We start from the raw sequence: 21,619 nt of genomic DNA on the forward strand, positions 1-21,619 counted from the left end.
TCCCGTTGCGCACCCGGCTGCTTCCGCTCCTCATCGTCCTCATGGCGAGCGTCCTGCTCGCGCTCGGCTTCCCGCTCGCCGTCAGCGTGGCCGCGGCGCAGCAGCAGCGGCTCGTGATCGACCGGATCGACGACACGACGCGCTTCGCCGCGCTCGCCCAGTACATGACCGAACGCAACAGCGGCTACGACGAACGGCGCCGCACGCTCCGGACGGAGCTGAAGGCGTACGACTCCGTGTACGGCATCCGGGCCGGCGTCTTCTACCGCGACGACTCCGCCATGGCCAAGGCCCCCGCGGCCTGGCGGCTGCCGGTCGAGGGCGAGGGGCGTGAGGCGTTCAAGGAGGCCCTGCTCGGCCGGCGCAGCCACGATCCGCCGCAGGTGTGGCCCTGGCAGCACGGCCGGGTGGTCGTCGCGTCGCCCGTCGTGCGGGACGGCGACGTGATCGCCGTCGTCGTCATCGACTCGCCCACCGACCAGATGCGCGCCGACACGCTCCGCGGCTGGCTGGTGATCGTGGCCGGTGAGGTGATCGCGATGCTGGTGGCCGTCGGCGCCGCGAACCGGCTCACCGGCTGGGTCCTGCTGCCGGTGCAGACGCTGGACACGGCCGCCCACGACATCGCCAGCGGGCGGATGCGCTCCCGGGTGGTGGCCTCCGGCGGCCCTCCGGAACTCAGGCGCCTGGCACGCTCGTTCAACGAGATGGCCGACAACGTCGAGGACGTGCTGGAGCAGCAGCGGGCCTTCGTCGCGGACGCCTCCCACCAGTTGCGCAACCCACTGGCCGCCCTGCTGCTGCGGATCGAGCTGCTCGCCCTCGAACTCCCTGAGGGCAACGAGGAGATCGCCTCCGTGCGTACGGAGGGAAAGCGCCTCGGCCAGGTACTCGACGACCTGCTCGACCTGGCGCTGGCCGAGCACGCGGACGCCGATCTGCAGCTCACGGACATCGGCGCGCTCACCGCCGAGCGCATCGCCTCCTGGCGGCCGGTGGCCGAGGAGAAGGGCGTACGGCTCCGGGCGGACGGCAGCCCGGCCGTCACGGCCTGGGCGGATCCGATCGCGCTCTCCAGCGCGCTCGACGCGGTGATCGACAACGCCCTCAAGTTCACCCCCGCGGGCGAGGAGGTCAGGGTCACGGTCGCCTCCGGCAGCGAGTGCGTCACCGTCGTCGTGGCGGACCGCGGACCGGGTCTCAGCGAGCCGGAGATGGAGCGCGTCGGGGACCGGTTCTGGCGCAGCGCCCAGCACCAGAACGTACGGGGGTCCGGACTCGGCCTCTCCATCTCCCACGCGCTCCTCGCCACGAGCGGCGGCGCGCTCACCTACGCGCGGCACGAGCCGCACGGTCTGCGGGTGACGGTGTCGGTACCCCGCAACGGCCCGCACGGCTGAGCCTGCCGGAGCGGTACGGCTGAGCGGATCCTGCGGGCCGTCCGGGGCCCGCACGGCTGATCCGGTCAGGGGCGGGGTACGGCCGAGCGGTCCTGCGGGCCGGCCGGAGCCCGCCCGACGGACGGATCAGGGTTTGACCGAGCGGTAGTAGCGCTTGGCCCCTTCGTGCAGCGGCAGCGGATCCGTGTAGATCGCGGTCCGCAGGTCCACCAGCTGTGCGGCGTGCACCTCGCGCCCGATGCGGTCACGGCTGTCGATCACGGTCCGGGTGAACGCCTCGGTCATCGCGGCGTCCGTACGGTCCGTGGTGACCAGCACATTGGCCACTGCCACGGTGGGCACGGCCTGCCCCTGCTGAGCGTTCCGGTAGGCGTCGGCGGGCATCACGGCCGAGCGGTAGTAGCGGGTGGAGCCGCCCGCCGCCTGGAGTTCCTTGATCAGCGGGTCCTCCAGCGGGACCAGCCGGATCGCGAAGCGGTCCGAGAGATCGGCCACGGCGGTGGTCGGCAGCCCGCCGGACCAGAAGAACGCGTCGAGCCGGCCGCTCTCCAGGAGCTTGGGCATGGTGTCGATCCCGGCCGGAATCGCCGTGACGTCGTTGACGGGATCCAGCCCGGCGGCCGTCATCAGCCGGTCGGCGACCAGCCGCACCCCCGACCCCGGCTGTCCCACCGCGACCTTCTTGCCCCGCAGGTCCGCGACCTTGCGGATGTCCGAGCTCCGGTCCACGACCAGCTGGACGTAGTCGTCGTACAGCCGGACGCAGCCGCGCAGCCGGTCGGCGCCCGGCTTCCTGTCCCGCAGATAGGTGGCGACGGCGTCGGTGGTGGCGATGGTGAAGTCGGCCTTGCCCGTCGCCACCCTGGCGATGTTCTGCTGCGAGCCCTCGCTGGTCTGCAGGTTTATCGACACATCGGGCAGGTCCTTGGCGAGTGCGTCCTTCAGCCGGTCGCCGTAGCGCTGGTAGACACCGCTGCGGACACCGGTGCTGAAGGTCAGCGTGCCGCTCGGCGCGGGGTCCCCGAGGGGGAGCAGCCACCACAGGAGCAGCCCGAGCACGACGACGAGGGCGGCGCCCGCCCGCAGGGAGCGACGCCGGCCGATTCGGGACAGTGCCGGCGGGAGCATGGCGGCGATCCTGCCAGGTCGCTGCGGGCGATGACCAGGGGTGCCGTCGGATCTCCCGGCCGCCGCGGGGTCCGGCGGAGGGGTCCGCGGGCCGCCCGCGGCGGGAGGCGCCCCGGCAGCGCCTACCCTTGTCGCATGAGCAGCGGCAACCGGAGCGAAGCAGTGGACGTCAGAAAAAGCTATGAGGTGCGCACCTACGGGTGCCAGATGAACGTCCACGACTCCGAGCGGCTGTCGGGACTGCTGGAGGACGCCGGATACGTACGGGCGCCCGAAGGCAGTGACGGAGACGCCGATGTTGTCGTCTTCAACACCTGCGCGGTGCGGGAGAACGCCGACAACAAGCTCTACGGCAACCTCGGCCGGCTCGCCCCGATGAAGACGAAGCGCCCCGGGATGCAGATCGCGGTCGGCGGCTGCCTCGCGCAGAAGGACCGCGACACCATCGTCGAGCGGGCCCCCTGGGTCGACGTCGTCTTCGGTACGCACAACATCGGCAAGCTGCCCGTGCTGCTGGAGCGTGCCCGGATCCAGGAGGAGGCGCAGATCGAGATCGCCGAATCCCTGGAGGCGTTCCCCTCGACGCTCCCCACCCGCCGCGAGTCCGCGTACGCCGCCTGGGTCTCGATCTCCGTCGGCTGCAACAACACCTGCACCTTCTGCATCGTCCCGGCCCTGCGCGGCAAGGAGAAGGACCGCCGGACCGGCGACATCCTGGCCGAGATCGAGGCCCTGGTCGCCGAGGGCGTATCCGAGATCACCCTGCTCGGCCAGAACGTGAACGCGTACGGCTCCGACATCGGCGACCGGGAGGCGTTCTCCAAGCTGCTGCGCGCCTGCGGGCGGATCGAGGGCCTGGAGCGGGTCCGCTTCACCTCGCCGCACCCGCGCGACTTCACCGACGACGTGATCGCGGCCATGGCCGAGACGCCGAACGTGATGCCGCAGCTCCACATGCCGATGCAGTCCGGTTCCGACACGATCCTGAAGGCCATGCGGCGCTCGTACCGGCAGGAACGCTTCCTCGGCATCATCGACAAGGTGCGGGCCGCGATGCCGGACGCCGCGATCTCCACCGACATCATCGTCGGCTTCCCCGGCGAGACGGAGGAGGACTTCGAGCAGACCATGCACGCGGTCCGCGAGGCGCGCTTCGCCAACGCCTTCACCTTCCAGTACTCCAAGCGCCCCGGAACCCCCGCCGCCGACATGGACGGGCAGATCCCCAAGGAGGTCGTCCAGGAGCGCTACATGCGCCTGTCCGTCCTCCAGGAGGAGATCTCCTGGTCGGAGAACAAGAAGCAGGTCGGCCGGACGCTCGACGTCATGGTCGCGGAGGGCGAGGGCCGCAAGGACGGCGCGACCCACCGGCTCTCCGGCCGCGCGCCCGACAACCGCCTGGTCCACTTCACCAAGCCGGACCAGGACGTACGGCCGGGCGACGTGGTGACCGTCGAGATCAGCTACGCCGCCCCGCACCACCTGCTCGCCGAGGGCGCACCCCTCGGGGTGCGGCGGACCCGCTCGGGGGACGCCTGGGCCAAGCGCACCGCCGCCGCGGCCCCCAAGCCCGCCGGAGTCATGCTGGGGCTGCCCGGGATCGGCGCCCCGGCGCCGCAGCCCGCCGCCTCGACCCCGGGCTGCGGCTGCGACTGACGGCCGGGCCGGTTCAGGTCCCGAGGCGGCTGCGGCGTCCCTGACGCCGCAGCGCCGACGGGTGTGGGCTGTCCCAGCCAGTACGCTGCCCACCATGCTTGTCGCCGCCGCTGTCTGCCCCTGCCCGCCGCTGCTGGTCCCCGACGTCGCCGCCGGTGCCGCGCCCGAGCTCGATGCCGCGAGGACCGCGTGCACCGACGCCCTGGGCGTGCTGGCCGCCTCCCGGCCCGATCTGCTGATCGTGGTCGGCCCGGCGGATCAGGCCGGCCGCGGCGTCCACCACGAGGGCGCCACCGGCACCTTCGAGGAGTTCGGCGTCGCTCTGGACGTACGGCTCGGGCGGGACCTGGGCGAGACCGCAGGCCGCCCGCTTCCGCCGTCGCTCGCGGTCGGCGCGTGGCTGCTGGCCCGCACCGGCTGGGCGGACACCCCGGTCGAGGCGCTGGGCGTGGGGGAGCCGCTGGAGGCGGCGCGCTGCACGGAGAACGGGCGGGCGCTGGCCGGCCGGGCTGACCGGGTGGCGCTGCTGGTGATGGGCGACGGCAGCGCCTGCCGCACCCTGAAGGCCCCGGGATACCTCGACGAGCGCGCCGCGGGGTTCGACGCGGCGGCCTCGCACGCCCTGGGCACGGCGGACACGGATGCGCTGATCGCGCTCGACGAGGAGCTGGCGTACGAACTCAAGGCCGCGGGCCGCGCGCCCTGGCAGGTGCTCGCGGGGGCGGCCGAGGGGGCCGGCCTGGACGGCAGGCTGCTGTACGACGACGCCCCGTACGGCGTGGGCTACCTGGTCGCGGCCTGGTCCTGAGCGACTCCCCGTACCCGCACGACCCGTACCCGCACGACTGCCGCACCCCCTAACACGCACGTAACACGCACGACGGCCGTGGAGCGATGCCGCTCCACGGCCGTCGTGCTGTCCTGCCGGCCCGGTGTCAGGAAGCCGGCGGAGTGCTGCCCGGTGCGGGCGGCGTACCGCCCCCGTCCTTCTGGGACAGCCGGTCCACGGCGTCCTTGGCCTTCTGCGTGCCGGACACGATCTTGTCGCTGTACTTGCCCTTGGTCTTCGCGTCCACCGTCCGCGCGGCCTTGTCGAGCCCCTGGTCGATCTTGTCCCCGTGCTGCTGCGCGAGGTCGCTCACCTTGTCCTTCGCCGGGCTCAGCTTCGCCTTCAAATTGTCCATGAAGCCCATCGGACACCTTCTCTGCTGGGGGCTGCGTGCGCGTGCTCTCTCAGGTCCGGGTACCCGCCGCGCTGCCGTCCACGCTCCCGGGCGCGGTATCGGCGACCGAGGTGGCAAAACGGCAGAACCATGAGGAAACACCCATATACGTCCGCCATTTTACTCGGCGGCGCGCGACGTGGTGCCCACCCCGCGGCCGCCTTCGCCCGTTCGGGAACGGGCCCGGGGTTTGCGAGACTGTCTCAGTGAGAAGTCCAGCTCCCGCACCGCGGGTCATCGCCGTCGTCGGTCCCACCGCAGCAGGAAAGTCGGATCTGGGGGTGTTCCTCGCTCAGCAGCTCGGGGGCGAAGTGATCAACGCCGACTCCATGCAGCTCTACCGGGGGATGGACATCGGCACCGCGAAACTGACGCTCGCCGAGCGCGCATCCGTACCGCACCGCCTGCTGGACATCTGGGACGTCACCGAGACCGCGAGCGTCGCGGAGTACCAGCGCCTGGCCCGGGCCGAGATCGACCGGCTGCTCGCCGAGGGCCGTACCCCCGTACTGGTGGGAGGCTCCGGCCTCTACGTGAAGGGCGCGATCGACGCCCTGGAGTTCCCCGGTACGGACCCCGGCGTCCGGGCCGCGCTGGAGGCGGAGCTGGCCGAGCACGGCTCCGGAGCGCTGCACGAGCGGCTTGCCGCCGCCGACCCGGAGGCGGGCCGCGCCATCCTGCCGAGCAACGGCCGGCGCATCGTCAGGGCCCTCGAGGTCATCGAGATCACCGGCAAGCCCTTCACCGCCAACCTCCCCGGTAACGATGCGGTCTACGACGCCGTCCAGATCGGCGTCGACGTGGCCCGCCCCGAGCTCGACGAGCGCATCGCCCTGCGCGTCGACCGCATGTGGGAGGCCGGCCTCGTGGACGAGGTGCGCGCCCTGGAGGCGCAGGGGCTGCGGGACGGGCGCACCGCCTCCCGGGCGCTGGGCTATCAGCAGGTGCTCGCCGCACTGTCGGGGGAGTGCACGGACGACGAGGCGCGCACCGAGACCGTGCGCGCCACCAAGCGCTTCGCGCGCCGCCAGGACTCCTGGTTCCGCCGCGACCCGCGCGTCCACTGGCTGGACGGTGGCGCGGATCACCGCGGGGAACTCCCGGGCCAGGCGCTGACGTTGGTCGAACGAGCGGCTACAGCGTAGATCCGCAGCCTCTTCGGCCTGATTCCCGACGTCATCGGCGGGCTCTTCTCGAGCCGGTCGTTCGCGTTCCTCGTGTCCCGGTCCGTCTTCGCCGCCCTCCTGTTCGTCCTGCCTCCCCGGGCCGTGGCGGAATGCCGCCATGTCACACGTCCGCCGCGCACTGGTCATTGCTGCGTTCCTGTTCCAACTGCGAGGTTTCCAGGACGGGCCCGCGACCGAGCCCGGCAACGGAACCCGAAGGAGCGATATGAGACGACGGCGACCCCGCTCATTAATCGTCATCGGCACCGCGGTGATGGCCGCTGCGGCCCTGGGCATCGGGCAGCCGACCATCGCCGCCGCGGCACCGGACGGTCCAGGTACCGACGGCCCGGCGGCCGGCGGCCCTCGGGTGCCCTTCTCCGCGACGTCGCCCGCTGACAGCGATCCGTATCAGCCGCCCACGGACGACAAGGGATTCAAGCCGCTGGATGCCACGGCACCCGCCGGCCGGAGTTCGGAGAAGCTCGGCGCCCACGACACCCAGGTGCTCCAGCAGGCGCAGGCCACCAAGGCCAAGACCGTGACGGTGATGCTGCTCGCGAACTCCGGTAACACCAAGGAGGTGTCCGCAGCCGTCGCCGGAGCCGGTGGAACGGTCGGCAGAGTCCAGCCGGAGATCGGCTACGTCCGGGCCACCGTTCCGACCGGCAAGGTACAGAGTCTGGCTGCGCTCCCGGCGGTGAAGGCCATCGACCTCGACAAGACCTACCGCGTTCCGAACCCGCAGTCGGGCAACGCCGTGAGCCCGGCCGATGCCAAGGCCGGCGCCGCTCACCCGGCGGCGCCGAACGCGGCCACCCCTGCCGACAATCCGTACCTGCCGGTCAACGACATCGGGGCCACCGATTTCGTCGCGGCGAACCACAAGTGGGATGGGCGCGGCATCACCGTCGGGGTGCTCGACACCGGCGTCGACCTCGATCACGCAGCCCTTCAGAAGACCAGCGACGGTCGGCCGAAGGTGGTCGACTGGGTGACGGCCACCGATCCGGTGACGGATGGCGACGGAACCTGGGTGAAGATGAGCAAGGCGGTGACGGGCCCCCGGTTCGACTACGCCGGGGCCACCTGGACGGCGCCGGAAGGAAACTTCCAACTCGGCCTGTTCTACGAGATGAGCACCACCCAGAGCGATTTCGGTGGCGACCTCAACAACAACCGCAGCACCGACGACCGGTTCGGCGTGCTGTACGACCCGCAGACCCACCGGATGTGGGTGGACTCCGACGGCGACCACGACTTCACCGATGCGCCGGCGATGTCGCCCTACGGCCGGCAACGGCAGATCGGCCATTTCGGCACCGAGGATCCGCAGACCGCTGTCACCGAACGGATTCCGTTCGTCGTGGACTACCGCGACAACGTCGACCTGTCGCCACTGGGCGGCAGCAACGTCGGCAAGGTGATGAACTACGTGAACATCGGGCTGCCGTCCGGCTCGCACGGCTCGCACGTCGCCGGGATCATCGCCGGTACGTCTCTGCTCGGCGGCGCGATGCACGGTGTGGCTCCCGGTGCGCAGATCGTCTCGTCCCGGGCCTGCACCTGGGGCGGCGGCTGCACCGAGGCGGCCCTCACCGAGGGGATGATCGACCTGGTCGTCAATCGCGGCGTCGACGTGGTCAACCTCTCGATCGGCGGATTGCCGGCGCTCAACGACGGATCCGACGTGATATCCCAGCTGTACACCAAGCTGACCAGCCGCTTCGGCGTGCAGATCGTGGTGGCGGCCGGTAACGAGGGTGCGGGCACCAATACCGTCGGCTCCCCGTCCGTCTCCTCCTCGGTGCTGGCTGTTGCGGCGTCGGTGAGCAAGGAGACCTGGTGGGCCGACTACGGTTCCGCGGTCGATGCACCGCAAGGTCTCTTCGGGTTCTCCTCGCACGGCCCGTCCGAGGACGGCGCGCTCGCACCCGCGGTCAGCGCCCCGGGAGCGGCGGTCTCCTCGATCCCCGGCTGGCTGGAAGGACAGGCCGTGCCGGAGGCGGGCTACTCCCTGCCGGTCGGCTACGGCATGATGAACGGCACCTCGATGGCGGCACCTCAGGTGACGGGGGCCGCGGCCCTGCTGCTGTCGGCGGCGAAGTCCCGGAACGTCGAAGCCGGTCCGACGGCGCTCCGCTCCGTGCTCACCGGAACGGCGACACCGATCGACGGTGTGCCGACCACCGCCCAGGGGGCCGGACTGGTCAACATTCCGGCAGCCTGGAAGACGCTTTCGAAGGGCGTGCGGACCAACAACTTCGACGTCTCCGCCCCGGTGTGCACGGCGCTGTCAGGCAATCTGGCCACGCCGGACAGGGGTGCCGGGATCTACAACCGGTGCCTGCCCGGGTCGGGTGGCCAGCCGGTGGGGACCGACAAGTCGTACCGGGTGACGGCGACGAGGACCAACGGGAAGACAGGGCACACCACGAGCCGGATCGGCTGGGTCGGCAACGACGGCACGTTCCGGGCGCCGAAGACCCTGTCGTCGGCTCTCGGCGCCTCGAGCACGGTGACGGTGACCGCCCATCCGAAGACGGCCGGTGTGCACAGCGCGATCATGACCATCGATGATCCGGCCACGGCCGGCATCGACCGGTTCGTAGCGGTGACCGTGCTGGCGGCGGAACCGCCGAGCGGCCCGGCGTATCAGGTCAGCAGGGCCGGCACCCTGGGCCGCAGCGGGACGAACTCGTTCCTGGTCGCGGTGCCGGAAGGCGTCGAGGCCCTGCAACTGAACCTGGCTGGACAGGCCAAGGGCAGCCAGATGCGAGTCCTGCCCATCGATCCCGACGGGATCCCGGCCGACTCCAACGCCAGCGATCACTGCTACACCGGCTACCCCGACCCGGCCGGATGCGATCCGAAGTCCAGGGCCGTGCCGCGGCCGAAGGCGGGCATCTGGGAGTTCGTGGTCGAAGCGCGACGGACCTCGAGCGTTGCTCACAATCCCTTCACGGCAACGGTCGCCCTGCAGGGAATGTCGTTCGCGCCGGACGTGACGACCCTGCAGTCGGCCACCGTGCACCAGAAGGAGTCGGTCAAGTTCACCGGGACGAACACCTGGGGCACGGCGAAGCTCCACGCCACCGACGGTGAGCTCGGGTTCGTCAGGAACCTGTTCTCCACCGTCGCCAACGGACAGCTCACGGCGAATCGTGTCGACGTGCCGCGGCAGTCGACGCGACTGGACGTGGCGCTGACGTCCCGCGCCGACGATGCCGATCTCGACATGTACATCGTCGGTGCCCGTGGCATCGCTGGCACCAGCATGAACATCGGGCCCGGTGCCGAGCGGATCGTCCTGGACGATCCTGCGCCCGGCACCTACTTCGTGGTGGTGACCGGCGCCGATATCCCGTCAGGGCCGGCGACCTTCGACTATCACGAGGAGATGTTCTCCCGCGGTATCGGCACCATAACCGCCAAGTCCGACGAGGCGTCCCTGCTGAGGCCGGGGCAGTCGATGCCGGTGGCCGCCGGCATCGACCTGAGCGCGGTCACCCAGACGTCCGAGCCCGTCATCGGCCGGGTCCGGGTCGCGAACTCCGACGGCACGATCGTGGGTGCTGCGAAGGTCCGGATCAACAGCGTTGTCGCGCCGAAGATGGAGGTGGTGAAGTGGGAAAGGCCCTTCGTCGGAGCGAAACTCACCCATGACGGTGTGGTCGCAGGCGATCGGCAGGTCAACTCGAAGATGACGCCGACCACCTGGACCAAGGACGCGGGTTTCACCGACCTGAACCTCGGCACGGGGACGTACGGCTCGGCGCTGGACATGAACGAGCGGCGGGAAGCGGCCGGGATGCTCCACCACCCGGAGGGGAGCGACCGTCCGGCAACGTGGGCAGCCGACGGCAGTGTGACCGATCTCGGGCTGCCGGAGTGGCGGGAGAGGGCCTACACCAGCGGATATGCCACCGGCATCAGTGACGGAGGCACCGTCGTCGGGTTCGCGAGCCTTGAGTATCGGGATGAGAACAGCCAGGGACACGCCTACGCCGACCCGTTCAGCTGGACCAGGACCGGCGGATTCACCAAGCTGGCTCAGCTGTCGGCCAACACCGCGGAAACCCAGCCGAGGGCTATCAGCGCCCAAGGAACCGCGGTCGGGTCGTCGCTCACCACCGAAGGCGCGCGACGGGCCGTCAGCTGGAATGCCTCGACCGGCAGGATCACGAATCTCGGCACCCTTTCGGGGCAGTCCAATTCGGTGGCCCTCGGGGTCAACGCGGCCGGCTCGGTGGTCGGCGCCAGCGGGGACGACGCGTTCGTCTGGACGCCGTCGGGCGGCATGAAACGCCTGCCGGACTACGGATTCAACGCTACGGCGGAGAAGATCACCACCGACGGCTGGATCCTCGGCACGGTGGAACTGCAGCCCGATTTCGAGGTCTCGGCACTGTGGGATCCGCAGGGCCGGCTATGGGATCTGTCGTCGATGATTCCCGGCAATGACTGGTTCCTGCCGACCTACGCCTTTGGCATCAACGACCGGCACGATCTGATGATCTACGGCGAGGGCGGACCCGACGAATCGTCGTCGAGCACCGCGCTGCTGCACATTCCGGATCTGATCGCCGAATAGATCCGAATAGATCCGCACAGCTCTTCCGCACAGACCGCGGCCGTGGGCGGCCCGAGGCGACTCGGAGCCGGCCACGGCCGTGTGCGTAACCTGACGACGCTGTTCGAGTCGTTGTGGGAGCGTTCGGTCACTCCGGTCCGCCGCAGGCGGGCCTCGACCGCCGCGCGGAGCTCGGTCGGGCGCGCTCGACGGCGGCGTCCTGGCTGGGGAAGCCGGACTCCCCGGTCTGCCCGCCCCGGGGTGTTGCGGAAGCGGATCGCGTAGAGGTGCGGGCGGCTCGACGCCCTGGGGCACGCGCAGGGCTCGAAGAAGCTCCCCACACCCCGTGCAAGCTTGTTCGACATGATGGGAGATGGTCCTTCTCCGGGCCGGTCGCGACCGGTCAATCGGGCGCTGACCTGGGGCTATTGCTGACCTCTTGCTGACTCGCCGACCAGCAGCACGCGTCTGACCTGCATAAACCCCAAAGCGGGGCTATAACAGCCTGATCACGTGATGGCATCGGGAAGCTCGGCCCGTCAATTCGGCGACCTGGGGCGTGCCATCATCGAGCATCGATCGACCAGTGGAGTCCGAGTTGGGAGGGCGCGTGGCGATGGAGGCCGGCCCTCGCGACACGGAACAAGACGCACCGGACACGCAGCACGAGGCAGGACGCTTGAGCCCCGACGGGCCCGATGAGCTCGAGGTGACCCCCGAGGTCGAGGTCGAACTGCGTCCCGCCCGCAGACTGCGGATCTGGCAGCTCGCGCCGATCGTCATGCTCGCGGCAGTGGGATCGCTGATGTTCGCCTTCCCGCTCGCCTTCGAGTTCGGCGACGGCGGTGCCGTCGTCGCCATGCTGGGACTGCTGATCAGCTGCTGCGCCGCGGGCTGGGGCATGATGGCCGCCCGCCGCGTCGGATACACCTGGCCGGGACTGCCGTCCAGGGGCTCCGGAGAACGCCCCGACTGGCGCGTGATCGCCCTGTACGTCGCGGTGTGCGCCGCGCTCGTCGCACTGGCCGTCTGGCGCGTGGCCCGGCTGCGCGGCTGACGGACCGGGACCCGGGCCGGATCAGGACCGGCCGGTGGTCCCCGCGGCCCGCCCGTCCGGCGGGCCGGTTCTCCGCGCTGTCGGTGCGGCCTCGTACAGTTGTCCCGTGACCATCTCGCAGATCGCCTTCCTCAAGGGCCACGGCACCGAGAACGACTTCGTGATCGTTCCCGACCCGGACAACGCCGTCGGCCTGCCCGCGTCCGCCGTCGCCCGGCTGTGCGACCGCAGGGCGGGTATCGGCGGTGACGGGCTGCTGCACGTGGTCCGGTCCGCCGCGCACCCCGAGGCGCGGGCCATGGCGGACGAGGCCGAGTGGTTCATGGACTACCGCAACGCGGACGGCTCGGTCGCCGAGATGTGCGGCAACGGAGTGCGGGTCTTCGCCCACTATCTCCAGCGCGCGGGCCTCGTGGAGCAGGGCGACCTCGCGGTCGCCACCCGCGGCGGCGTGAAGAAGGTGCACCTCGCCAAGAACGGCGACATCACCGTCTCCATGGGCCGCGCCGTGCTCCCGGCCGAGAGCGTCACCGTCACCGTCGACGGGCGCAGCTGGGACGCCCGCAACGTGAACATGGGAAACCCGCACGCGGTCGCGTTCGTCGACGACCTGGCGCACGCCGGTGATCTGTTGTCCGAGCCGTCGTTCGGCCCGGCCGCCGTCTACCCCGACGGCGTCAACATCGAATTCGTCGTGGACCGCGGGCCCCGCCACGTCGCGATGAGGGTCCATGAGCGAGGCTCGGGCGAGACCCGGTCCTGCGGCACCGGCGCGTGCGCCGTGGCCGTCGCCGCGGCCCGCCGGGACGCGGCGGACCCGGCGGTGACCGGCGCGCCGGTCACGTACACCGTCGATCTGCCGGGCGGCACCCTCGTGATCACCGAGCACCCGGACGGCGGGATCGAGATGACCGGAGCGGCTGTGATCGTCGCCGAGGGCATGATCGATCCGGCCTGGCTCGAAACGCTGAACGGATAGCGCTTCGCTCGAATGGGTGATCCGTTTCACGCTGGGCGAGAGCGGGACTCCGCCACGTGGTGGGGTCGGTAGCATCAAGCACCGGCCCGGAGGCGCGACCGCGCCTTTCCACCGCCGGTCGACGTTGCCGGAGGTGCCCCATGAGCGCAGAGGCCACCAACCCAGGTGCTCCCATCCGCAGGCGGGGCCGTCCCCGGATCGATCTCCGCAGGCTCGGCCGGGTCGCACTGCTCGGCCCGGTCTCCCGGGACCGGCTGCCCGACGCCATCGGCCATGTCGCCGAGGCACACCGGGCGCACCATCCCGACGCCGACCTGTCCGTCCTGCGCCGGGCCTACGTCCTGGCGGAGAGCTCGCACCGCGGACAGATGCGCAAGAGCGGTGAGCCCTACATCACCCACCCGCTCGCGGTCACCCTCATCCTCGCCGAACTCGGCGCCGAGACCACCACGCTGACCGCGTCCCTGCTCCACGACACGGTCGAGGACACCGAGGTGACCCTCGAGCAGGTACGGGAGCAGTTCGGCGAGGAGGTCTGCTATCTCGTCGACGGGGTGACCAAGCTGGAGAAGGTCGACTACGGGGCCGCGGCCGAACCCGAGACCTTCCGCAAGATGCTCGTCGCCACCGGGGACGACGTCCGGGTGATGTCGATCAAGCTCGCCGACCGGCTGCACAACATGCGCACGCTCGGCGTGATGCGCCCCGAGAAACAGGCCAGGATCGCCAAGGTCACCCGCGACGTGCTGATCCCCCTGGCCGAACGGCTCGGCGTCCAGGCGCTCAAGACAGAGCTGGAGGATCTGGTCTTCGCCATCCTCCACCCCGAGGAGTACACGCACACCCGCTCCGTGATCTCCGCCGCCACGGCCGCCTCGGACCCGCTCACCGCCATCGCGGGGAACGTCGCCTCGGTGCTGCGGGAGGCCGACATCGCCGCCGAGGTCCTCGTCAGACCCCGCCACTACCTCTCGGTACACCGGGTCCGGATCAAACGCGGCGAACTGCGCGGCAGCGACTTCGGGCGGCTGCTCGTGCTCGTCGGCGAGGACGCCGACTGCTATGCCGTCCTCGGCGAGCTCCACACCTGCTTCACCCCGGTGATCTCCGAGTTCAAGGACTTCATCGCCGCCCCCAAGTTCAACCTGTACCAGTCGCTGCACACCGCGGTGGTCGGCCCGGAGGGCGAGGTCGCCGAAGTCCTCATCCGTACCCACCGAATGCACAAGGTCGCCGAGGCCGGCGTCATCGCGCTCGGCAATCCGTACACGGCGGACAGCGGCGCACCGGCCGCCGAGCCCACCGAGCCCGCCGACGGAGAACGCGCCGACCCGACCCGGCCCGGCTGGCTCTCCCGGCTCCTGCAGTGGCAGCAGTCCGCACCCGACCCCGACACCTTCTGGACCACCCTGCGCGCCGATCTCGCCCAGGACCGTGAGATCACCGTCTTCCGCACCGACGGCGGCACGCTGGGCCTGCCCGCGGGTGCCAGCTGCGTCGACGCCGCCTACGCGCAGTACGGGGACGCGGCACACAGCTGTATCGGAGCCCGGGTGAACGGCCGGCTGGCCACGCTCAGCACCGTGCTCGTCGACGGCGACACCGTACAGCCGCTCCTCACCGAGGACGCCACGTCCGGACCCTCGCCCGACTGGCTCGACCACGCGAGGACGCCCGCCGCCCGCATCGCCATCACCGGCTGGCTCGACGCCCATCCGCAGCACGCGGAGACCACCGCCGGAGGCCCGTCGGCCGGCCGGGTGCCCGGACCACAGCCGGCCCAGCCCGCGCGCACCGGATCCCCGGGGGCGGCAGGCCGCGCCGCGAGCGTCGTGGTCGAGGGGCCGGACGCCACCGCGCGGCTCGCGGGCTGCTGCACCCCCGTACCCCCCGACGACGTCACCGGATTCACGGTGCGCGGGGGAGCCGTCACCGTGCACCGGCTGGAGTGTCCCGCGGTCGCCCGCATGGAGGCCGTGGGCCGGGTCCCGGTCGTGGTGAGCTGGGGCGACGCCGCCGAGTGCCGGGTGACGCTGGTGGCCGAGTCCTTCGGAAGGCCCCGGCTGCTCGCCGACCTCACCGAGGCGATCGCCGGGGCGGACGCGGCGGTCATCTCCGCTACCGTCGAACCCCCGAGCGAGCAGCGCGTACGGCACACGTACACGCTGCAACTCCCCGACGCCGCCGGACTGCCCGCGCTGATGCGCGCGATGCGCGACGTACCGGGGGTGTACGACGTGAGCCGCGCCCAGCACCCGGTCGCCGCTCTCTGACCCGGTCCGCACCATCGGCCGCGGTCAGCACCACCGTCCGCGGCCGACCTCGTTCGGGTGGCGCGTCGCGCGTCGCCCGGGCAGCGCGGGGCGGCGCTGGTAGCCGTAGTCCATGCCGTTCCTCTCCCGCCGTCTGCGGGCCGCCCTGCTGGCCACCGCATCGGCCACCCTCGTCGCCGCCACCCTGCCCTCGCCGGTGCCGCTCGGCATCGGTGACCCGCTCTTCCCGCATCTCGGCAACCCCGGATACGACGTACTCGCCTATGACATCGGCCTCAGCTACGAAGGCCGCAACAGCGAACCGCTGGACGCCGTCACGACGATCGACGCACGGACGACCGAGCCGCTGGAGCGGATCAACCTCGACTTCACCCGCGGCACCGTGCGCTCCGTCGACGTCAACGGGCTGCGCGCCGGCTTCGCGGTCGAGGACGAGGACCTGATCATCGAACCGCCGGCCGTCCTCCCGGCCGGAGTGCCGCTGCGCATCACCGTCCGGCACACCAGCGACCCGTCGGGCGACGCGGACAGCGGCGGCTGGGTGCGCACCGCGGACGGGCTCGCCATGGCCAATCAGGCCGACGCCGGCCACCGGGTCTTCCCCGGCAACGACCACCCCGCGGACAAGGCGTACTTCACCTTCCGGATCACCGCCCCCCAGGATCTGACGGTGGTGGCCAACGGGCTGCGCACCGGGCGGAGCAGGCACGGCGACCGCACCACCTGGACCTACCGCACGGACCACCCCATGGCCACCGAACTGGCCCAGGTCAGCATCGGGCGGTCCACCGTCGTCGAGCGCACCGGTCCGCACGGGCTGCCGGTGCGCGATGTCGTGCCGGCCGCGGACCGGGAGAAGCTGGAGCCCTGGCTGAAGAAGACCCCCGGCCAGCTGGAGTGGATGGAACAGCAGGTCGGCCGCTATCCCTTCGAGAACTACGGGGTGCTGGTCGCCGACACCGAGACCGGGTTCGAGCTGGAGACCCAGACACTGTCCCTCTTCGAACGGCGCCTGTTCACCGACGGCGGCTTCCCCGAGTGGTACGTCGACTCGGTCATGGTCCACGAGCTGGCCCACCAGTGGTTCGGCGACAGCGTCACCCCGCAGACCTGGTCCGACCTCTGGCTGAACGAGGGACACGCCAGCTGGTACGAGGCGCGCTACGCCGAGGACCACGCCGGCAAGCCGCTGGAGCGCCGCATGCGCGACGCCTACACCCGGTCGGACGGCTGGCGCGCCGGGGGAGGACCGCCCGCCCGTCCCGCCGCGCCCGCACCGGGCGAGAAGATCAGCCTCTTCCGGCCGGTGGTCTACGACGGCAGCGCTCTGGTCCTGTACGCGCTCCGCCAGGAGATCGGCGACAGTGCCTTCGGCCGGCTGGAGCGGCTCTGGGTGAGGAAGCACCGGGACTCCAACGCGGCCACGGCCGACTTCACCGCCCTGGCGTCGCGGGTGGCCGGACGCGACCTGACCGCGTTCTTCGGAGGATGGCTGTACGGGACGAGGACTCCGCCCATGCCCGGGCACCCGGACTGGCACAGCGCGACACCCGCGGCGCAGGGGTAAACCCGCGTGACGGGCAGGGCCCGCCGTGCCACTATCGACGAGTCGCAACGGCTGCCGGACCGGAGAATTCCCCCGAGGGAATCATCCCGGGAGGTCACACGTTGTGACTGATGTAACGGACTTCTATCGACGTAAGGATCCAATGACCTCCTCTTCTTCCCTTCCCCAGGACGCGCAGGACGCGCAGAGTGCCACGGAGAATGTCACCGAGAGCCTCACCGATGGCCTTCGGGCCGACGCCCTGATGGAAGAGGACGTCGCCTGGAGCCACGAGATCGACGGAGAGCGCGACGGCGAGCAGCTGGAGCGCTCGGAGCGCGCCGCGCTGCGGCGTGTGGCCGGACTCTCCACCGAGCTCGAGGACGTCACCGAGGTCGAGTACCGGCAGCTGCGCCTGGAGCGCGTGGTACTCGTCGGCGTCTGGACCTCGGGCACGGTGCACGACGCGGAAGTGTCCCTGGCCGAGCTGGCGGCACTCGCCGAGACGGCGGGAGCCCAGGTGCTCGACGCAGTCTTCCAGCGGCGCGACAAGCCCGACCCGGCCACGTACATCGGATCCGGCAAGGCGCTTGAGCTGCGCGACATCGTTCTCGAATCAGGGGCGGACACCGTCGTCTGCGACGGTGAGCTCAGCCCCGGCCAGCTGATCCACCTGGAGGACGTCGTCAAGGTCAAGGTGGTCGACAGGACCGCCCTGATCCTCGACATCTTCGCCCAGCACGCCAAGTCCCGGGAGGGCAAGGCGCAGGTCTCGCTGGCACAGATGCAGTACATGCTGCCGCGGCTGCGCGGCTGGGGTCAGTCGCTGTCCCGTCAGATGGGCGGCGGCGGTTCCAGCGGCGGTGGCGGCATGGCGACCCGTGGTCCCGGTGAGACCAAGATCGAGACGGACCGGCGCCGGATCCGCGAGAAGATGGCGAAGATGCGCCGGGAGATCGCGGAGATGAAGACCGGCCGCGAGCTCAAGCGCCAGGAGCGCAAGCGCCACAAGGTTCCTTCGGTCGCGATCGCGGGATACACCAACGCGGGCAAGTCCTCCCTGCTCAACCGGCTGACCGGTGCGGGTGTGCTGGTGGAGAACGCGCTGTTCGCCACCCTCGACCCGACCGTGCGCCGGGCCGAGACACCGAGCGGACGGATCTACACGCTGGCCGACACCGTCGGGTTCGTACGGCATCTGCCGCACCACCTCGTCGAGGCGTTCCGCTCCACGATGGAGGAGGTCGCCGAATCCGACCTCATCCTGCATGTGGTGGACGGCGCGCACCCGGTGCCGGAGGAGCAGCTCGCAGCCGTGCGCCAGGTGATCCGCGAGGTGGGTGCGCTGGACGTACCCGAGATCGTGGTGATCAACAAGGCGGACGCCGCTGATCCGCTGGTGCTCCAGCGGCTGCTGCGCAACGAGAAGCACGCGATCGCGGTGTCGGCACGCACCGGCGCCGGTATCGACGAGCTGCTCGCGCTCATCGACAGCGAACTGCCGCGGCCCTCGGTCGAGATCGAGGCGCTCGTGCCCTACACCCAGGGCGGACTCGTCTCCCGGGTGCACGCCGAGGGCGAGGTGATCTCCGAGGAGCACACGTCGGAGGGCACGCTGCTCAAGGCGCGGGTGCACGAGGAACTGGCCTCGGACCTCGCGGCCTTCGTACCCGCGGCGCACTGACCGCGGTACGGCACGGCACAGAACGGACCGACGGCCCGCTCCCCCTCGGGGAGCGGGCCGTCGGCCGTTGTGTCCGTCCGGCGTCCGCTACTTGTCGCCGAACTTGTCGCTCATCATCGTGAAGATCTGCTCGGCGCCCTTGCCCAGCTGGGGTCCGGCCAGCCAGCCCGAGGTCACCGGGCCGATGGAGGTGTTCGAGACCAGCGCCAGCTTGCCGTCGCTGCCCTCACTGAACCAGCCGCCACCCGAGGAACCGCCGGTCATCGTGCAGCCGATGCGGTACATCGTGGGAGTGGCGGGGCTGATGGAGAGCCGGCCGGGGCGGTCGACGCATTTGTGCATGATCAGACCGTCGTACGGCGGGGCGGCAGGGTAGCCCCAGGCGCCCATCGCGCTGATCTGCGCGACCTCGGGGGCGTCGAAGTTCACCGGCAGGGCGTTGCCCACGGTCTCCTCGAGGGACTTGGTGCCGTTCTCCGGCTTCACATGCAGGACCGCGTAGTCGTACGGAGCGCCCTCACCGCCGGTGGGGCCGCCGTCGGCCAGCCACTCGCCGGAGGTGGAGGCCCAGTCGGCCCAGTAGGCACCGTACGGGGCGACTTCCTGCGGCTGTGCGTTCTCGAGCGCCGCGGCGCTCTTGCCCTTGTCGTTGTAGGCGGGCACGAAGACGATGTTGCGGTACCAGCCGCCCTTGGCGCCGGCGTGGACACAGTGACCGGCGGTCCACACGAGGTTGGACCTGCCCGGGTTCTTCGGGTCCTTGACGACCGTGCCCGAGCAGACCATGTGGCCCTCGGGGGAGTCGAAGAACACCTTGCCGACCGGGGCCGCGTAGTTGTGGTACGGCGTCTTCTCGCGCTCGGCCGTGACCGGCTTCGGCTCCGGGTCGCTGACACCCTGGTCACCGGAGAGGTCCCCGGCGGACATGGTCTTGGCCGGGTCCTTCGCCGACTTCATCCGGTCGGTCTTCCACAGCCCGTCGATGACCGGGTTGACGAAGTCCTTGGCCTCACGCAGCCACTTGTCCTTGTCCCAGTTCTTCCACTCGCCGTTCTTCCACTTCTCCGGGTCGACCCCGTGCTTCTTCAGGGTGTCGGCCAGATCGGCGGGTATGCCTCCGGAGTCGCCGGCGCTCGCGGACTCGGTGGCGGCGGGCTTGTCGGACCCCGTGTCCTCGGTCGGACCACAGGCCGTGGCAGTGAGTGCGAGCGCGGCCACGAGGCCGCTCGCGGCAAGCAGTGGACGTATGGATCGCATGGAAAAGATTCCCCCTGGAAACTCAAAAATGGCATGAACGTGTCATGCGGCAGCCAGTGTGCCCGAGCTGCCGACGATGGTGCGGAGCCACCCTATGACGGCCGGGAGCAGGCTTGTTGCCACCGGCCCCCGGGAAGCGGCGGGCCGCCGGCCCGGGACGGGGCGATGGGCGGCAGGATGTCAACGCCCGGGTGGGTCGGGGGATTTCGCGGCGCAACCCGCACACGAGAACCCCCGACCCGTCGTCACCGGCGTCCGGGTGGTCGCCTGTCCGCCGTTACTTGTCCGCGTACTTCTTGCTGACCGAGTCGTAGACGCCCTTGGCTTCCTTGCCGAGGCGCGGACCGGCCAGCCAGCCGGCCGTCACCGGGCCGATGGAGGTGTTCGAGACCAGTGCGGGCTTGCCGTCCTGCCCGGCCGCGACCCAGCCGCCGCCGGAGGAACCACCGGTCATCGAGCAGCCGATGCGGTACATCGTCGGGTCGCTCTCGGTGAGCGAGAGCCGGCCCGGCTTGTCCTTGCACTGGAAGAGCTTCTGGCCGTCGTACGGCGGAGCGGCCGGGAAGCCGGTCGCCGTCATCGCGGAGATCTTGGGCACGGCCGGGGCGTTGAACTCGACCGGAAGTGCCGAACCGACCGTCTCCTCCAGGGACTTGCCCGTCGAGCCCTTCTCCGGCGTGACGTGCAGCACCGCGAAGTCGAACGGTGCGCCGAGCCCGCCGACCGAGGCGCCCTGGTCGATCCACTGGGCGGAGGTCTGCGCCCAGGTGCCCCACCACACGCCGTACGGGGCGACCTTCTCCTTGGGCGGGTTGTTGCGCAGCTCATCGGTCGACAGACCGCTGTTGTTGTACGACGGGACGAAGGCGATGTTGCGGTACCAGCCGCCCTTCTTGCCCGCGTGGACACAGTGTCCGGCGGTCCACACCATGTTGGACTTGCCGGGGTGCGCCGGGTCCTTCACCACGGTCGCCGAGCAGACCATCGAGCCCTCGGGTCCGTCGAAGAACAGCTTCCCGGACTCCGCCGCGTTGTCGTGGTACGCGGTCTGCACGCCGGTGGCCCGGACCGGTGCGGGCGTCGGGTCCGTCACGCCCTTGTCGCCCGAGATGTCGTTGTCGACCGGCTTCTCGGGCGCCTTGTCGGCGTCACGCATCCGGTCCGGGTCCCAGAGGCCCTCGATGATCGGGTTGATGTAGTCCTTGGCCTCGCGCAGCCACTTGTCCTTGTCCCAGTTCTTCCACTCGCCGTTCTTCCACTGGTCGAGGTCGATGCCGTGTTCCTTGAGCCGGTCCTTCAGGTCGTCCGGTATGGCGACCTTGTTGTCCGACGTCTGGCCCGTGGAACCGCTGCTCGGCTGGGTGCTCGCATCGTCCTCGCCCGGCCCGCACGCCGTGGCGGTGAGTGCGAGGACAGCGGCGACCGCCGCGGTGGCGAGCACGGGGGAGGAGGCGCGGCGGGCACTCCCCTTACGGCGTGCGGTGAATCCTGGTCGAACGAGACGCATCTGCTGATCCCCCTGGGACTTCGTAACTCAACGCTTCTGTACTGCACTTCGGCACGGCACCCCGGGCGGAGCGGGGAGTGCCGCGATGGCCGGGAGGGTGTCCCGGAGCCTCGGCGCGGTCCCCCACTATGCCGGTGCCGCTGTCGATGGTGTGAGGCAGGGGCCTGGTT

General features: G+C 70.7%; 14 protein-coding genes. 10 read left to right on the top strand and 4 right to left on the bottom strand.

The window, feature by feature from the left end:
- The first annotated feature begins 5 nt into the window (after positions 1 to 5).
- Positions 6 to 1,400 (top strand): sensor histidine kinase, encoded by a 1,395-nt coding sequence (locus tag OG782_RS28100; protein ID WP_406455563.1) that lies wholly within the window; start codon positions 6 to 8, stop codon positions 1,398 to 1,400.
- A 126-nt stretch (positions 1,401 to 1,526) separates the two neighbouring features.
- On the opposite strand, the gene OG782_RS28105 is transcribed toward OG782_RS28100, so the two are convergent.
- Positions 1,527 to 2,528: a TAXI family TRAP transporter solute-binding subunit gene (locus OG782_RS28105; RefSeq protein WP_406455565.1), complete on the bottom strand. Its 1,002-nt coding sequence runs from the start codon at positions 2,526 to 2,528 to the stop codon at positions 1,527 to 1,529.
- A gap of 135 nt (positions 2,529 to 2,663) precedes the next feature.
- Here OG782_RS28105 and miaB point away from each other — a divergent pair, with 135 nt between their 5' ends.
- Positions 2,664 to 4,184, top strand: coding sequence for a tRNA (N6-isopentenyl adenosine(37)-C2)-methylthiotransferase MiaB (miaB, locus tag OG782_RS28110; protein WP_406455567.1), 1,521 nt, complete (start codon positions 2,664 to 2,666; stop codon positions 4,182 to 4,184).
- Between the two features lie 94 nt (positions 4,185 to 4,278).
- The gene (locus tag OG782_RS28115) at positions 4,279 to 4,992 is read left to right on the top strand and encodes a class III extradiol dioxygenase subunit B-like domain-containing protein (protein WP_406455569.1); all 714 of its coding nucleotides are present in this window, start codon (positions 4,279 to 4,281) and stop codon (positions 4,990 to 4,992) included.
- Positions 4,993 to 5,119: 127 nt separating this feature from the next.
- On the opposite strand, the gene OG782_RS28120 is transcribed toward OG782_RS28115, so the two are convergent.
- Complete coding sequence (locus tag OG782_RS28120) at positions 5,120 to 5,377, bottom strand: antitoxin (protein WP_406455571.1); 258 nt, start codon at positions 5,375 to 5,377, stop codon at positions 5,120 to 5,122.
- A 236-nt stretch (positions 5,378 to 5,613) separates the two neighbouring features.
- Between OG782_RS28120 and miaA the strand changes: the two genes are divergently transcribed.
- The 7 genes from miaA (at position 5,614) to hflX (ending at position 18,685) form a co-directional block, all read left to right on the top strand.
- On the top strand, positions 5,614 to 6,552 hold the full coding sequence (miaA, locus tag OG782_RS28125; protein ID WP_406455573.1) for a tRNA (adenosine(37)-N6)-dimethylallyltransferase MiaA: 939 nt from the start codon (positions 5,614 to 5,616) through the stop codon (positions 6,550 to 6,552).
- 247 nt (positions 6,553 to 6,799) lie between these two features.
- Positions 6,800 to 11,167 (top strand): S8 family serine peptidase, encoded by a 4,368-nt coding sequence (locus OG782_RS28130; protein ID WP_406455575.1) that lies wholly within the window; start codon positions 6,800 to 6,802, stop codon positions 11,165 to 11,167.
- Positions 11,168 to 11,762: 595 nt separating this feature from the next.
- Positions 11,763 to 12,203, top strand: a complete 441-nt coding sequence (locus OG782_RS28135) for a hypothetical protein (protein ID WP_406459321.1) — start codon at positions 11,763 to 11,765, stop codon at positions 12,201 to 12,203.
- Positions 12,204 to 12,309: 106 nt separating this feature from the next.
- Positions 12,310 to 13,182 carry a diaminopimelate epimerase gene (gene dapF, locus OG782_RS28140; protein WP_406455577.1) on the top strand — a complete coding sequence of 291 codons (873 nt, stop codon included), beginning with the start codon at positions 12,310 to 12,312 and terminating at the stop codon, positions 13,180 to 13,182.
- A 140-nt stretch (positions 13,183 to 13,322) separates the two neighbouring features.
- Positions 13,323 to 15,455 (top strand): RelA/SpoT family protein, encoded by a 2,133-nt coding sequence (locus OG782_RS28145; RefSeq protein ID WP_406455579.1) that lies wholly within the window; start codon positions 13,323 to 13,325, stop codon positions 15,453 to 15,455.
- 112 nt (positions 15,456 to 15,567) lie between these two features.
- Positions 15,568 to 17,022, top strand: a complete 1,455-nt coding sequence (locus OG782_RS28150) for a M1 family metallopeptidase (RefSeq protein WP_406455581.1) — start codon at positions 15,568 to 15,570, stop codon at positions 17,020 to 17,022.
- 142 nt (positions 17,023 to 17,164) lie between these two features.
- Positions 17,165 to 18,685: a GTPase HflX gene (gene hflX / locus OG782_RS28155; RefSeq protein WP_406455583.1), complete on the top strand. Its 1,521-nt coding sequence runs from the start codon at positions 17,165 to 17,167 to the stop codon at positions 18,683 to 18,685.
- 87 nt (positions 18,686 to 18,772) lie between these two features.
- On the opposite strand, the gene OG782_RS28160 is transcribed toward hflX, so the two are convergent.
- Both OG782_RS28160 and OG782_RS28165 read right to left on the bottom strand, forming a co-directional pair.
- Entirely contained in the window at positions 18,773 to 19,942 is a 1,170-nt protein-coding gene (locus OG782_RS28160) for a trypsin-like serine peptidase (protein WP_406455585.1), read from the bottom strand.
- 277 nt (positions 19,943 to 20,219) lie between these two features.
- A complete protein-coding gene (locus tag OG782_RS28165; RefSeq protein ID WP_406455587.1) occupies positions 20,220 to 21,449 on the bottom strand; it encodes a trypsin-like serine peptidase in 1,230 nt (409 codons plus the stop codon).
- Positions 21,450 to 21,619 lie beyond the last annotated feature (170 nt).

It is taken from the genome of Streptomyces sp. NBC_00876, assembly GCF_045207435.1.
Classification (GTDB): Bacteria; Actinomycetota; Actinomycetes; order Streptomycetales; family Streptomycetaceae; genus Streptomyces.